The following is a 13,764-nucleotide window of genomic DNA, read 5'->3' as shown; positions in this document are numbered from 1 at the left end:
GGGAGGGGGGGAGGCGCCCGGCCGTCCCCGCGCGCCCCGCCGCCCGGGCGACGGCCTCAGGCGCGGCTCGCCGCCCTGGGAGGCGTTCCGGCGGGCGCGGCGGCCGGCTGGGGGACCGTCGTCGTCGGCGGCGCCGCGCGGCGGGAGGCCCGGGTCTGGGTGAGGGCCGCGCCGGCCAGGACCACCAGGGCGCCCACCGGGGTGTTCCAGGTGAGGCGCTCGTCCAGGAGGGCGACGCCCGCCGCCGTGGCGATCACCGGGATGAAGTACGTGACCATCGAGGCCGTCGTCGGGCCGACCTCCGCCACGACGCCGTACTGGAGCAGCATCGCGTACCCCGTGCCGAGCGCGCCGAGCGCGACCACGGAGAGGAGCGGCAGGAGTTCCACGGACTCCGGGACCGTGGTGAACAGGGGAGTGACCACCGCCAGCTGCAGGGTCGCCAGGCCGACCTGGGAGCCGGCCAGCGAGAGGTTCGAGACGCCCGTGCCGCTCAGGGTCCTGCGGACGTAGATCCAGCCGACCGCGTAGCTGAAGGAGGCGAGCAGGGCCAGGGCCGTGCCGGTCACGTCGAGCCCGGAGAAGCCCTGCCAGGCGCCGAGCACGGTGAGCACGCCGACGAAGCCGATGCCCAGGCCGGCCGCGCGGACCCGGGTCGGGCGGTCCTCGGAGAGCGCCACCAGCGAGAGCACCATGCCCCACAGGGGCGTCGTCGCGTTGCAGATGCCCGCCAGGGTGGAGGGGATCGTCAGCTCCGCGTACGCGAAGAGGGAGAACGGCAGCGCGTTGAGGAGGAAGGCCGCGACCGCCAGGTGACCCCAGACGCGGGCGCCGCGCGGCAGCCGGTCGCGCTTGACGGCGATCGCGGCGGCGAGCACCGCCGTGCCGAACAGGAGGCGCCCGAAGGTGACCTGGAAGGGCGCGAAGCCCTCCGTGCCGACCTTGATGAAGAGGAAGCTGAAGCCCCAGATGAGGGCCAGGGCGCCGAAGCGGACGCGCCAGTCGAGGAGGGGGGAGGACGGAGAGGGGGCTGCGGGGCTCATGCGCTCAGGGTGACCGGAACGACGTCTTAGGACAAGCGAGAATTCCTCGACCCCTCCCCTTAGGATCGCTTACATGTCGAACCTGGAGCGGACATGCTGAACCTGGAGCGCCTGCGCACCCTCGACGCCGTCGCCCGGCACGGCTCGGTCAGCGGCGCGGCCGACGGCCTGCACGTCACCACCTCGGCCGTCTCCCAGCAGCTGTCCAAGCTGGAGCGCGAGGTCGGGCAGCAGCTGCTCGCCAAGAACGGCCGGGGCGTACGGCTCACCGACGCCGGGCTGCTGCTCGCCGAGCACGCCGCCCGGATCCTGTCCCAGGTCCAGATGGCGCAGGCCGACATCGAGGCCCAGCGGGGAAGGGTGGTGGGCGAGGTGCGGCTCGCCGCCTTCCCGACGGCGGCGCGCGGACTGTTCCCGGCCGCCCTCGCCGCCCTGCGCGGGGGGCACCCCGAACTCCGCGTCCGCACGACGGAACTGGAGCCGGAGCCGGGGGTGCGGGCGGTCCTGCGCGGTGACGCGGACCTGGCGATCGTCCTGGACTGGAGCAACAAGCGGGCGCCCGTCCCCGGCGGTCTGGAGCGTGCCCACCTCCTCGACGACTCCGCCGACGTGGCCCTGCCCGCCGGCCACCCGCTGGCCGGACGGGAGGCGGTGGGCCTGGAGGACTTCGCCGACGAGGAGTGGGTGTCCTGGCCCGAGGGCGAGTTCTGCCACGACTGGCTGATGTTCACGCTGCGCTCCCAGGGCATCGAGCCGCGCATCGGGCACTTCGCGGGGGAGCACCACACCCAGCTGGCCCTGGTCGCGGCCGGGCTCGGGGTGTGCATCACCCCCCGGCTCGGACGGCCGGTGCCGGACGGGGTCGCCTTCGTCCCCGTGCGGCAGAAGGTGCGGCGCCACATCTACGCCACCTGGCGCGCCGACGCCGGACGCCGCCCCTCCGTGCGGGCGGTCGTCGCGGCGCTGCGGGCGGCGGCGGAGCCGCTGGCGAGCTGAGGCCCCGCCCGCCCTCAGGGGTGCGCGAGCTTGCGGAAGTCCCAGGAGGCGATGGCGTCCGGGGTCAGCCGGAGCCAGGCGTGCCGGCCGTCGTGCGGCATGGAGTCCAGGCCGAAGTTCTTGGCGGCGAAGAGCTGCTCGGGCACGTCGAGTTCGGGGCAGGGCTCTCCCGTGCGCGGCGCCTCGCCGACGAAGACGGCGGTGCCGGACAGTTCGACGCCGCGCAGCTCCCCGTACTCCTCGCCGGCGTCCACCACGACCGCGATCCTGGGATCGGCGCGCAGCTCCGCCCAGCGCCGGCTGCGGGTGATCGAGTACAGCCACAGCGAGGAGCCGTCCCAGGCGAACCAGAGCGCGCTGACGTGCGGGCGGCCGTCGGCGGAGACGGTCGCGACCCGGCAGGTGCGCTGTTCGGTGAGGAAGGAGTCGAGCTCGGCCGGGGTCATCATGATCCGGCGTCCACGGCGCTGTGCGACGGTCATCGTCCGCACCCTTCTGGATTTCTGATGAGACGTCAGAAAGCATGGGGGGTCGGTCGCGCGCGTGCAAGGGGAGGTCGGGAGAGCCATGGCACGGAGTACGGGAGCACGGGCCGGGGAGCGGGGAGGTGAGGCGGGGGTCGGGGAGCGGGAGGTGGAAGCGCGGGCCGGGGGGCGGAGTGCGGGAGAACGGCTCGGGGAACGGATCCGCCCGGACGGCGGAGTCGTCCTGCTCACCGTCGAATGCCAGCGCGGTGTCGTCGGCCCCGACAGCGCGCTGCCCGAACTGGCTGCCGCGGCGAGGGAGTCGGGCGTCCTGCGGAACGTCGCCCGGCTCGTCGCCGCCGCGCACGCGGCGGACGTCCAGGTCGTCCACGCCGTCGCCGAGCGGCGTCCCGACGGCCGGGGCGCCAACACCAACGCCCGGCTGTTCAGGGCCGCCGCCCGACTGCCCGTGCAGCAGCACAGCGGCAGCGGGGCCGTCCGGATCGCCGAACCGATCGAGGTCGCCGGCGAGGACCTGGTGGTCCGGCGCCTGCACGGACTCTCGCCGCTCGCCGGCACCGACGTCGACGCGCTGCTCCGCAACCTCGGCTGCAGGACGCTGGTCGTCACCGGGGTCTCCGCCAACGTGGCCGTGCCCAACGCCGTCTTCGACGCCGTGAACCTCGGCTACACGGTCGTCGTGCCCGGGGACGCCGTCGCGGGGGTGCCGGCCGACTACACCCCCGCGATGATCCGTCACACCCTCGCCCTCGTCGCCACGATCACCACGACCGACGAGGTGCTGGAGTGCTGGAGGGCCCCCGCGGGCGACGGAGGTGCCGTCAGCCGGGGCTGATCTCCTCGCCCACCACCTGGATCGGCTCCGGCGGCAGCGGCGAGGGCGCCGGGCCGGACTTCACGCTGCCGTCCGAGATGTCGAAGCGGCTCTGGTGGCAGGGGCAGACGATGACGCCGTCCTCGACGCTGCTCACGGCGCAGCCCTGGTGGGTGCACTTCGAGGAGAAGGCCTTGAACTCGCCGGCCTTCGGCTGGGTGATCACCAGCCCCTTGTCGGCGAGGATCTTTCCGCCGCCCACCGGGATGTCCCCGGTCCGTGCGAGGGCCGTGCCCTCCGGCGCCGTGTCCTTGCCGTCCGCGCCGCCCCCGCAGGCGGCGAGCGCCGCCGCCAGGCCCGCGCCGCCCGCCGCCGCGACCACCGTCCGGCGTGCCACTCCGCTCATGTGCTGCCCCTTTTCCTCGGTGTGCTCGTTGCATGGGTGACGGTACGGCTGTGAGCTGCGTCCCGTTCGCGAGATGCGCACTCCGGGTGCCTTACAGTTCTGAGTAGAGTGTCGGAACCTGGACATCCTTCGATGAAAGTGTCTAGCTTCGGTGAACTCCTCGGTCAGTGCTCATCACGTACGGGCCGTGCTGCTCGGGGCCGAGCGGCACGGGGTGGCCCCGGGGCCGCTCCTCGCCCGCGCCGGACTGCCCTCCGCGCTCCTGGAGGAATCGCGGGCCCGGATCCCGGCGGAGCAGTTCGGACAGCTCGTCAGGACCCTGTGGGCCACGCTCGACGACGAGCTGATCGGCTTCGGCGGCGCGCCCAGCAAGGTCGGCACCTTCGCGATGATGGCCCACGTCGTGGTCCACGGCAGCCGGGACCTGCGCGAGGCGCTCCGGCGCGCGCAGACCTTCTACTCCCTCTTCCCGGCCGGCCCGCGCTTCCGGCTGCTCGAACCCGACGCGGGCGGGGCCGGTGGACCCGACGAGGCGCGGATGGAGTTCGACGTCTCCGGGTACGACGACCCCCTCCACTTCGGCGCCGAGTCCACCGTCCTGGTCGCGCACCGCTTCGCCGGCTGGCTCGTCCGGCGCCGGATCGGCCTGAGGAGGGTCGAGTTCGTCCACCCCGAGCCCCGGCACGCCCGCGAGTACGCCCTGCTCTTCGGTGCGCCCTGCGTCTTCGGCGCCGGACGGACGGCGGCCGTCTTCGACCGGGCGGACCTCGACGAGCCCGTCCTGCGGGACGCGGCGGCGCTCAAGGCCTTCCTCCGCCGGGCCCCGGTCGACGTGCTGGTCTGCGGGGACCACGGCAGTACGGTGACCGGCCGGGTGCGGCACCTGATCGGCCGGGCGCTGCCCGCGGGGCCGGTGCCGACGCCCGAGCAGCTCGCCGAGCGGCTGTCCGTCAGCCCGCAGACCCTGCGGCGCCAACTGGCCGCCGAGGGGACGACGTACCAGCGGCTCCGCGACCAGGTGCGGCGCGACCACGCCATCGCCGAGCTGACCGGCGGGCGGGTGTCGATCGAGCGGCTCTCGCGGCAGCTGGGCTTCTCCGAGCCCAGCGCCTTCCACCGGGCGTTCCGGCGCTGGACCGGCGAGACGCCCCGCTCCTATCGGACGCGCGGTCAACAACCCTGAGCGGTACGGTCACAGCCGCCGCCCGCCACGGGGCCTACCTTCCCGCCATGACCGAAATCGACCGGTCCGGCGGTCCCTGGCCGCCGGCCCCCTCCCGACGCCGATGAACCCGCGCCGGGCGGCCGGCGCCGTCCTCGGGGCCGGTGTCCTGCTCAGCCTCCTCGCCGGGGCCGCCGTCACCGCCCTCGGCGTCCGGGTCGACGGCACCAGCATGAGCCCGACCCTCCACCAGGGCGACCGGATCCTCGTCTCCCCGGGCTCGGCGGGCGAGGCGCACCGGTTCGACGTGGTGCTGCTGCGGGCCACCGGGAAGGACGCCCTCCTGGTGAAGCGGGTGATCGCCCTGCCCGGCGACCGGGTGGCGATCGTCTCCACGCCGGACGATCCCTTCCAGGTCCTCCTCCAGGAGGGCGGCCGGGGCCCGGTGCGCCGGGTGGTGGCGCCCTCGTGGGCGTCGCAGGCCCACCGTACGAGCGCCTGCTGCGGACCCGACGGCACCCGGTCGGCGCGGCCCGGGCTGCGGACCGTGCCCGAGGGCGCGTTCTTCTACCTGGGCGACAACCCCGACCTGTCGGACGACTCGCGGGCGTACGGCTGGGGAGCCCTGGCGCGGATCGAGGGCCGGGTCGGAGCGCGGGCCCTCCCCGTCTCCGCGGCCTCGGGCATCGGCAACCGGCCCGTCCTGGAGGAGTACCGGGGGCCGAGTCCCTGAGGCCTACCGGGGGAGCTGCTCCCGGCCCGTGCTCAGGGCGATCCGGACCACGGTGTCCGCGATGCGGCGGGCCGACTCCTCCGGCGAGGGGCCGGCCTGGACGATGTGACTGGCGGTCAGCCGGACCGCCGCGTCCACGGCCAGCTCGCGCGCCACCGGGTCGATGGCGGGCCAGGCCTCCGTGACGTACGCGTCGGTCATCGCCGTCGCCAGGTCGAAGGCCGCCGCGGACCGCGTCGTGAGGTACGGCAGGAGCCCGTCCTCGCCGGTACTGGTCAGCATGGCCTTGATCAGCGGGTTCCGGCCGGCCAGCGTGAGCGTGAAGCCGACGGAGGCCCGGACGGCCGCCCTCAGGTCGTCCCGGTGCGCGTCCAAACCCTCCTGGATGCCGACGAGGCAGCGTTCCAGCTCGCGCTGGAAGAGGGCCTCGCCGACCGCCTCCTTGGAGGGGAACTCCGCGTACAGCGTCTGCCGGCTGACGCCGACGGCGCTCGCCAGGTGCGCCATGCGCAGCTTGTCGAAGCCGCGGTCCGCGACCGCCTCGTACGCGGCGTCCAGCAGGCGTTCGCGCAGCAGTGTCCGGACCGTCTCCCTGAACCGTGGCATCGGCCAAGCCTAGTCCAGGGAGGAAATCTTCCCGGGGCCGTCAGAAGTGTTGACACTTCTCTGGGAAGTGTCCAATTCTCGAACATATAGCCGCGAAGTGTCATCAGGCCGGCGCGGCACGACGGTTGGAGACCCCATGCAGCACGAGACCAGAGGCGTCACCCGCTGGCGCAGATCGGCGTTCCTCGCCGTGCCCGCGACGGCCGCCGTCGCCGCCATGGCGACGGCCATGGTGCAGGGCGCGCTCGCCGCGAACCTCTCGCTCACCAGCGTCCCCTTCACCCTCAGCTCCAAGACGGTCGCCGCGCCCCAGGGCATCGGCGCGGTCATGCACACCGTCGACGCCGGCGGGGCCAAGGGCGCCGCCGAGGTCGGCATCGCCAAGGCGGGCCTGGACGGCATCTGCGTCCACGCCGTCCAGTCGGTCGACCTCCCGGTGATCGGCAGCCTCGGCACCTGGTCGCTCAACATCTCCTCACCCGCCGCCGCCACCCCGCTCACCAGCGACCAACTCGTCGCCGGCGCCGGGCTCCAGGCGAACAAACTCGTGCTCGACGCGCAGGCGCTCAAGGCGGCCACGGCCACGCTCAACGCGAGCGACACCACCCCGAACGTCATCGGCGCGGCCGCCGACGGCGCCGGGATCAAGGGCACCGGCATCAACGACGGCACCCCGGGCCAGTTCGGCCTCGACGCCACCGGCGGCCGGACTGACATCAAGAACCTCAACGCCGACGCCAACGGCGCCACGATCGCCGGCGCGATCACCCTGCCCGACCTCGCCATCGGGATCGCCCACGGCGACAAGACCTGCGGAGCCTGACCGCGCGCACCATCCCGGGGCTCCGCGTCCTCCGTACGGCGCGGGGCCCCGGCCCTCCCACCCCGACCCACCGCTGCGAGGCCTCCATGACCACCGATCCGTCAGTCGAGCCGCCCGAGCCACCCGAGCCGACCGAGGCGTCCGCCCCGGGCGGGCCGCACCGGGCGCGCATCGCCTTCCGTCGCTGGCGCCGCACCCGGCCGTTCTGGGCGGCCCTCTGGACCGGACTCGGCGGCTTCGTCGTCTTCTTCCTGCCGATGGCGCCGCTCGGCAAGATCCTCCAGGTCGGCGTCGGAGGCATCGCGGGCATGGCCGGCGGCGTCCTCCTGATGGCGATGGCCCTGCTCGTCCTGCTGCTCCCCGGACAGCGCCACACGGCCGGTGTCATCGCGGTGATCGCGGGCGTCGCCTCCTTCCCCCTGTCCAACCTCGGCGGCCTGTTCGTCGGCATGTTCCTCTCGGTCCTCGGCGGCTCCATGGCCTTCGCCTGGCTGCCGGAGAAGCCCGCCGGACGGCGCCGCCCGCGCCGTACCGCCCCCTCCGTCGAAAGGCCCGCGTCCATGGGGAGCGGATCCGCATGAACCACCTCCTCTCCGGGGCCCGCGCCGCCGCCGCCGACTGGAACGCCCGGATGCTCGCCCAGGCCGCCGACGGCACCCGCCGCGGCACCCGCTGGGGGCGCGGCGCCTTCGCGTTCGTCCCCTCGGTCCTCGCCGTCGGCGTCCTCGGCACCGCCCTCGCGCAGGGCGCGCTCGCCGCCAACTTCAGCGTCACCGGGCAGCCCTTCACCCTGACGTCCAACGGGGTCGAGGGCAGCGGCTTCGGCGCCATCGTCAACACCCCCGCCGTCGGACGCCCCGACGGCACCACGAGCACCGACACCGCGATGGCGCGCGTCGGCTTCGCCAGCGCCCACCTCGCCGGACTGTGCGGCATCGTCCACCAGACGATCGCCGGACTCCCGTACTCCCTGCTCCTGACGGGCGGCCAGAAGGTGGCGGCGACACCGCCCGCCACCTTCACCACCGACATCGACGCCTCGAACCTCTACATCCAGGCCACCGAACTCCAGGCGTACGGACCCACCACCCTCCAGAACGCGGTCCTCGGCCAGTCCGCCGACCAGGTCACCGTCGCGGGCAAGCCGCTCACCGGCGCCCTGCCCGGCGGCTTCGGACTCGGCTCGGCCGGCGGCGAGGGGGGCAGCTCCATCGCGCTGCACGGACTGAACGCCAGCGCGTACGACGCCGAGATGGCCGGGGCGCTCGTCCTTCCCGATCTGAAGATCAGGGTCGTCGCGGGAACGGCGACCGCGTGCTGAGCCGGGCGAGCACCGCGGACGACCGGTCCGGGACGGACCGGGTGAGGGCCGCGCACGAACGGTCCGGGACGGAGCGGTCGGAGGCCGCGCACGAACGGTCCGGGACGCGCCGGGCGAAGGCCGCGCACGTCTGGTTCCGCGCGTTCCGTCGCACCCGGCCGTTCTGGGGCGGGGTGTGGCTGGTCGCCGGCGGCTGGACCGTCCTCAAGTTCTCCCTCAGCTCCCTGCAGTTGGTCGTCAGCACCGGCTTCGGGGGAGTGGCCGGCTACCTCGTCGGCGGCGGGATGATCCTGTGCGGGCTCATCCCGCTGGCCCTGCCCTCCCAGCGGTACACCTTCGGGCTCATCGGCGCGGTCCTCGCCGTCGTCTCGCTCGTCGTCTCCAATTTGGGCGGCTTCCTGCTCGGCATGGCCCTCGGCGTGCTCGGCGGCTCCATGACGGTCGGCTGGGGAGCCAAGCGACCCCGCCGCCGGGCGGTGGGAGGATGACGGCCGAGGGGCGCGGGGCGCCGCGCAGGGCCCTCGCCGTGGCGGCGGCCCTGGTCCTCGCGGTCGTCACCGCCGTCTGGTCCGGGCAGCCGAGCAGCGCCTCGGGCGGGAGCGCCGCGGTCGAGCCGCTCGGCGTGCCCTTCCTGCCCTCCCCGGACCCGCTGCACGTCACCATCGGCAGCATGGTCGCCGTCTCGATGACGGTCGACAAGGACGTCACCATCCGGCTCTCCGACGGTTCGACGCGCACCACCACCCGGTACACCTTCACCAAGCTCAAGATCCGCTCGCACATGAACGTGGTCCAGCGCGCGGCCGGGCACACCGTCACCATCGACGTGCCCGGGGAGGGCTCGCTCGGCGGCTACGACAGCGCGGGCAGGGCCGAGACGACGACGATGTGGGGGAACATCACCAACGTCTGCGTCCGCGTCCTCGTCAAGATCTGCGGAGTGCAGGGACTGCTCGACTTCTTCGGCTCCCTCATCCCGCTCACCGCCGGAGCCGAGGACTTCACCGGGGACATCTACGCGATCCGGACGGTCGACGACCACGCCGCCCTCGACTCCACCGACAACCCCGTCCACCTCCCCGGCACCATCACGGTGACCACGCCATGAGCCCCCGTGACGTGAACGCCCGCCGCACGAGCGCCCGCGAGGAAGGACGGACCCACTGGCGCCGGTCCCTCGCCGTCGCCCTGCCCGCGCTCCTCGCCGCGGGCGGCCTCGGCTCCGCCATGGCGACCGGGGCGCTGGCCGTCGGCCTCCGCATCCAGGACCGGCCCGTCGACTTCACCACCAGCAGCCTGTACGGGACGCAGTACGGCGCCGCCGTCGTCGACCAGACCGTCGTACGGGCCGACGGCTCCACCGGCAGCGAGCGCGTGCTCCGCATGGGCTTCGCGGACGGCGTCATCAACGGCCTCTGCCTAAGCCGACGGCAGCAGATCGGGGGAGCCACGTACACCCTGCTGCTCACCCTCGGCGACGACGACCCGGGCTCCTGGGAGATCAGGACGAAGAACACCGTCCTCGACCTGCGCGGCGCCACCGGGGTCCTCGACATGGACGGCGTCGTCGACCTCAACGTCGACGGCGCCGACGTGAAGACCGTCAAGGACGCCTCCGGCGCGTACGTCGCCAACCCCCTGGACAGCCCGCAGCACCGCTTCGGCATCCAGGCGCGCTACGCCAAGTTCGACCGGATCACCGGCACCGCCCAGGACTTCCAGATCCCGGGCCTCCTCACCACCCCGAAGCTCTCGCTCTCCGTACGGCCGGGCACGGTCGCCTGCCCCGCCCCGGCGGCCCCCACCGGGACGCCCGGCACGCCCTGAACGCCCCGCGCCGAGCCGTGCCCGACCGCTCCGCTCCGCCGCGGCCCGTCGGGGCGACCGCGGTCCTTCCCGAGCCGGCTCCGCGGTGCCCGACGGACGGCGGGCGGACGGCGCCGGCGTGGACGGCTCCCGCGCGGATGCTCCGCGCGAGGGCCCGGTGGTGCGCGCCGTCCGGGGCGGCCCGCAGGCCGTGCTGTCGCGACGGCCGCGTACCGCCCCCGCGAGTCCGTGGGGCCGTCGACGCCCGGGCGCTCCTCTCCCGCGATCACCCTCGGTTACTATGCTCACTTCATGCCGGAGGCCGGCAGCAAGGAGCGCGGCGCCGTCGGCGGACCGCCGGGGGAGCGGGGAGACCGGCATGCCGGCCGGAGTCCCCGGGTTCTCCCCGGCACGCCGACCGGCGATTCCCGCCCCCGCGCCCCGAAGAAGCCCTCCGTTGACCGCAAGGCTGAAGAGATGGGTGGCCTGGGAAAGTGTTGGAAGAGGTCGTAGCGACCCGCTATGTCACGCCCCTGCGTGAAGGCGGCTCGCTCCCCGGGATCGTCGAGGCCGACGACCTCGGCACGTACGTCATGAAATTCACCGGCGCCGGCCAGGGGCGCAAGACCCTGGTCGCCGAGGTCGTCTGCGGGCAGCTCGCCCGGAGGCTCGGTCTGCGGGTGCCGGAGCTCGTCACCATCCAGCTCGACCCCGTCATCGGGCTCTCCGAACCCGACCAGGAGGTGCAGGAACTGCTCAAGGCGAGCGGCGGCCTCAACCTGGGCATGGACTTCCTGCCGGGCTCGCTGGGCTTCGACCCGCTCGCCTACGAGGTCGACCCCCGGGAGGCCGGCCGGGTCGTCTGGTTCGATGCGCTGATCAACAACGTCGACCGCTCCTGGCGCAACCCGAACATGCTCGTCTGGCACGGCGACCTGTGGCTCATCGACCACGGCGCCACCATGATCTGGCACCACAACTGGCCGGGCGCCCGGGCCTCCGCGGCGAAGCCGTACGACGCCTCCGACCACGCGCTCGCCCCCTTCGCCCCGGACGTCGCCGCCGCGGCCGCCGAGCTCGCTCCGCTCGTCACCCGCGAGCTCCTGGAGGAGGTCACCGCCGACGTCCCCGACGAGTGGCTCGTCGACGAGCCCGGCTTCGACGGCGCGGACGAGGTGCGGGCCGCGTACGTCTCGGCGCTGCTGCCGCGCGCCGCCGCCATCCACGAGCGGATCACGCTCGGGCCGCGCACCGAGAGCCGGCCGCAGCAGCCGCCCGGCTGGCTCGCCGAACGCCTCGCGCCCCGGAAGCACACCACCGAGAAGGACAGCACGACGTGACCGACCGCGATGTCTTCGAGTACGCGCTGCTGCGCGTCGTGCCCCGGGTGGAGCGCGGCGAGTGCTTCAACGCGGGAGTGGTCGTCTACTGCCGCGCCCGGTCCTTCGTGGCCGCCCGTACGCACCTCGACGAGGCCAAGCTGACGGTGCTCGACCCGGCGGCCGACGTGACCGGCGTGCGGGCCGCGCTGCGTGCCGTCGAGGGGGTCTGTCTGGGCGGCGACGCGGCGGGGCAGGCCGCGCGCGACGACGCGGGACGGCGCTTCCGCTGGCTGATCGCGCCGCGCTCCACGGTCGTGCAGCCGGGGCCCGTCCACACGGGTCTGACCGCCGACCCCGAGGCCGAGGTGGAACGCCTGCTCGACCTTCTCGTCCGATAGGGGCGGGGGAGTGACCCGGTGCACCCGGTGGGCCGTTGACACCGGGTGCCAGGGCTTCTAGCGTCTCGTCCTGCGGACGATACTAAGCGGTCGCTCATGTGCGGGACGCAGGAGCGGACGGACGGTTCGGCCGCCATCAGGGACGATCCAACGGCGAGGAGAACCAAGTATGTCCACCACCGAGCAGCGCGTAGCCATCGTCACGGGTGCCGCACGGGGCATCGGCGCGGCCACCGCGCTCCGCCTGGCGGCCGAGGGCCGCGCCGTCGCCGTGCTCGACCTCGACGAGGCGGCCTGCAAGGACACCGTCGAGAAGATCACCGCCGCGGGCGGCACCGCCCTCGCGGTCGGCTGCGACGTGTCGGACGGCGCGCAGGTGGAGGCCGCCGTCGCGCGGGTCGCCGCCGAGCTTGGCGCGCCGACGATCCTCGTCAACAACGCGGGCGTGCTCCGCGACAACCTGCTCTTCAAGATGTCCGAGTCCGACTGGGACATCGTCATGAACGTCCACCTCAAGGGCGCCTTCCTGATGGCGAAGGCCGTCCAGAAGCACATGGTGGACGCGGGCTTCGGCCGGATCGTCTCCCTCTCCTCCTCCTCGGCGCTCGGCAACCGGGGCCAGGCCAACTACTCGGCCGTCAAGGCGGGTCTGCAGGGCTTCACCAAGACCCTCGCCAAGGAGCTCGGCAAGTTCGGCATCACCGCCAACGCCGTCGCCCCGGGCTTCATCGTCACCGAGATGACCGCGCAGACGGCCGAGCGCGTCGGCATGGGCTTCGAGGACTTCCAGGCCGCCGCCGCCTCCATGATCCCGGTGCAGCGGGTCGGCCGTCCCGAGGACGTCGCCAACGCGATCGCGTTCTTCACGGGCGACGACGCCGGCTTCGTCTCCGGCCAGGTCATGTACGTGGCCGGCGGCCCGCTCAACTGACGACCGGCGGCGAGAGGAGGAGACGCGCATGAGCGCACAGGAACGGCCGGAGCCGTCCGGCAGGGTCGCCCTCGTCACCGGCGCCAGCCGGGGCATCGGCTACGGCGTCGCCGAGGCCCTCGTCGCCCGCGGCGACCGGGTCGTCATCACCGGACGCGGCGAGGAGGCGCTCAAGGAGGCCGTCGAGCGGCTCGGGGCCGACCGCGTCATCGCCGTCGCCGGCAAGGCGCACGACGAGGCCCACCAGGCCACCGCCGTCGAGGCGGCCATGGACGGTTTCGGCCGTCTGGACTTCCTGATCAACAATGCCGGCACGAACCCCGTATTCGGGCCCATCGCGGACATGGACCTCGGGGTGGCCCGCAAGGTGTTCGAGACGAATGTGATCTCCGCGCTCGGTTTCGCCCAGCGGAGCTGGCACGCCTGGCAGAAGGAACACGGCGGGGCGATCGTGAACATCGCCTCGATCGCCGGCGTCACCGCCTCGCCTTTCGTCGGCGCATACGGAATGAGCAAGGCCGCGATGATCAACCTGACCCTTCAGCTGGCGCATGAATTCGCGCCGGTCGTGCGGGTCAACGCAATCGCTCCGGCCGTCGTGAAGACGAAATTCGCGCAGGCGCTCTACGAGGGCCGCGAGGCGGAGGCGGCCGCCTCCTACCCGCTCGGCCGGCTCGGGGAGCCCGAGGACATCGGGGGGGCGGCGGCCTTCCTCACCTCGTCGCAGTCGAAGTGGATCACTGGTCAGACGCTCGTCGTCGACGGCGGCATCTTCCTGAACGCCGGAGTCGGGTGACCGATAATCGGACACTTTTCGGATTCCCGTGTCCGGATTGACCCCGGTTGAGCGCTGAATGCCTCAAGTGCCCCGGCAGGCTCGAAGATTGACCTGGCGGGGTGCTGCGGTATCGTCGGCCG

At 73.5% G+C, this 13,764-nt stretch carries 18 protein-coding genes; 14 read left to right on the top strand and 4 right to left on the bottom strand.

Going from position 1 to position 13,764, the window contains the following annotated elements; genetic code table 11:
- Nucleotides 1-56 precede the first annotated feature (56 nt).
- Entirely contained in the window at nucleotides 57-1,043 is a 987-nt protein-coding gene (locus IE180_RS22540; RefSeq protein ID WP_190158732.1) for a DMT family transporter, read from the bottom strand.
- Between the two features lie 93 nt (nucleotides 1,044-1,136).
- On the opposite strand from IE180_RS22540, the gene IE180_RS22535 reads away from it, so the two are divergent.
- Nucleotides 1,137-2,039, top strand: a complete 903-nt coding sequence (locus IE180_RS22535) for a LysR family transcriptional regulator (protein ID WP_190158731.1) — start codon at nucleotides 1,137-1,139, stop codon at nucleotides 2,037-2,039.
- A 14-nt stretch (nucleotides 2,040-2,053) separates the two neighbouring features.
- On the opposite strand, the gene IE180_RS22530 is transcribed toward IE180_RS22535, so the two are convergent.
- The gene (locus IE180_RS22530; RefSeq protein ID WP_190158730.1) at nucleotides 2,054-2,521 is read right to left on the bottom strand and encodes a pyridoxamine 5'-phosphate oxidase family protein; all 468 of its coding nucleotides are present in this window, start codon (nucleotides 2,519-2,521) and stop codon (nucleotides 2,054-2,056) included.
- Nucleotides 2,522-2,672: 151 nt separating this feature from the next.
- Between IE180_RS22530 and IE180_RS22525 the strand changes: the two genes are divergently transcribed.
- Complete coding sequence (locus IE180_RS22525) at nucleotides 2,673-3,359, top strand: cysteine hydrolase family protein (protein WP_373302810.1); 687 nt, start codon at nucleotides 2,673-2,675, stop codon at nucleotides 3,357-3,359.
- Here the strand turns inward: IE180_RS22525 and IE180_RS22520 are convergent.
- Nucleotides 3,346-3,744, bottom strand: coding sequence for a Rieske (2Fe-2S) protein (locus tag IE180_RS22520; protein ID WP_190158729.1), 399 nt, complete (start codon nucleotides 3,742-3,744; stop codon nucleotides 3,346-3,348). The genes IE180_RS22525 and IE180_RS22520 overlap by 14 nt on opposite strands.
- Nucleotides 3,745-3,895: 151 nt before the next feature.
- Here IE180_RS22520 and IE180_RS22515 point away from each other — a divergent pair, with 151 nt between their 5' ends.
- Nucleotides 3,896-4,927: an AraC family transcriptional regulator gene (locus tag IE180_RS22515; RefSeq protein WP_190158728.1), complete on the top strand. Its 1,032-nt coding sequence runs from the start codon at nucleotides 3,896-3,898 to the stop codon at nucleotides 4,925-4,927.
- A 103-nt stretch (nucleotides 4,928-5,030) separates the two neighbouring features.
- The gene (gene lepB / locus IE180_RS22510) at nucleotides 5,031-5,639 is read left to right on the top strand and encodes a signal peptidase I (protein ID WP_190158727.1); all 609 of its coding nucleotides are present in this window, start codon (nucleotides 5,031-5,033) and stop codon (nucleotides 5,637-5,639) included.
- Nucleotides 5,640-5,642: 3 nt separating this feature from the next.
- Here the strand turns inward: lepB and IE180_RS22505 are convergent, their stop codons facing one another.
- Entirely contained in the window at nucleotides 5,643-6,245 is a 603-nt protein-coding gene (locus IE180_RS22505) for a TetR/AcrR family transcriptional regulator (protein WP_190158726.1), read from the bottom strand.
- Nucleotides 6,246-6,381: 136 nt separating this feature from the next.
- Between IE180_RS22505 and IE180_RS22500 the strand changes: the two genes are divergently transcribed.
- From IE180_RS22500 to IE180_RS22455, 10 genes are all read left to right on the top strand, one after another.
- On the top strand, nucleotides 6,382-7,068 hold the full coding sequence (locus IE180_RS22500) for a DUF6230 family protein (RefSeq protein ID WP_190158725.1): 687 nt from the start codon (nucleotides 6,382-6,384) through the stop codon (nucleotides 7,066-7,068).
- 86 nt (nucleotides 7,069-7,154) lie between these two features.
- Nucleotides 7,155-7,649, top strand: a complete 495-nt coding sequence (locus tag IE180_RS22495) for a DUF6114 domain-containing protein (RefSeq protein WP_229860746.1) — start codon at nucleotides 7,155-7,157, stop codon at nucleotides 7,647-7,649.
- Nucleotides 7,646-8,389, top strand: a complete 744-nt coding sequence (locus IE180_RS22490; protein WP_190158724.1) for a DUF6230 family protein — start codon at nucleotides 7,646-7,648, stop codon at nucleotides 8,387-8,389. Before IE180_RS22495 ends, IE180_RS22490 begins: the two co-directional genes overlap by 4 nt.
- On the top strand, nucleotides 8,383-8,877 hold the full coding sequence (locus IE180_RS22485; protein WP_190158723.1) for a DUF6114 domain-containing protein: 495 nt from the start codon (nucleotides 8,383-8,385) through the stop codon (nucleotides 8,875-8,877). The genes IE180_RS22490 and IE180_RS22485 overlap by 7 nt, the downstream gene beginning before the upstream one ends.
- Nucleotides 8,874-9,497 (top strand): hypothetical protein, encoded by a 624-nt coding sequence (locus tag IE180_RS22480; protein ID WP_190158722.1) that lies wholly within the window; start codon nucleotides 8,874-8,876, stop codon nucleotides 9,495-9,497. Before IE180_RS22485 ends, IE180_RS22480 begins: the two co-directional genes overlap by 4 nt.
- Nucleotides 9,494-10,216, top strand: coding sequence for a DUF6230 family protein (locus IE180_RS22475; protein ID WP_190158721.1), 723 nt, complete (start codon nucleotides 9,494-9,496; stop codon nucleotides 10,214-10,216). Before IE180_RS22480 ends, IE180_RS22475 begins: the two co-directional genes overlap by 4 nt.
- A gap of 473 nt (nucleotides 10,217-10,689) precedes the next feature.
- A complete protein-coding gene (locus IE180_RS22470; RefSeq protein WP_190158720.1) occupies nucleotides 10,690-11,535 on the top strand; it encodes a HipA family kinase in 846 nt (281 codons plus the stop codon).
- Nucleotides 11,532-11,915: a DUF3037 domain-containing protein gene (locus tag IE180_RS22465; RefSeq protein WP_030686313.1), complete on the top strand. Its 384-nt coding sequence runs from the start codon at nucleotides 11,532-11,534 to the stop codon at nucleotides 11,913-11,915. Before IE180_RS22470 ends, IE180_RS22465 begins: the two co-directional genes overlap by 4 nt.
- A gap of 169 nt (nucleotides 11,916-12,084) precedes the next feature.
- Complete coding sequence (gene fabG, locus IE180_RS22460; protein WP_190158719.1) at nucleotides 12,085-12,846, top strand: 3-oxoacyl-ACP reductase FabG; 762 nt, start codon at nucleotides 12,085-12,087, stop codon at nucleotides 12,844-12,846.
- Between the two features lie 28 nt (nucleotides 12,847-12,874).
- Nucleotides 12,875-13,642 (top strand): SDR family oxidoreductase, encoded by a 768-nt coding sequence (locus IE180_RS22455; RefSeq protein WP_190158718.1) that lies wholly within the window; start codon nucleotides 12,875-12,877, stop codon nucleotides 13,640-13,642.
- Nucleotides 13,643-13,764 lie beyond the last annotated feature (122 nt).

The organism is Streptomyces litmocidini, assembly GCF_014649755.1.
In the GTDB taxonomy this organism is placed as follows: domain Bacteria; phylum Actinomycetota; class Actinomycetes; order Streptomycetales; family Streptomycetaceae; genus Streptomyces; species Streptomyces litmocidini.
Note: the sequence above shows the minus strand (reverse complement) of the source record. Positions and strands in the feature narration are given on the sequence as shown.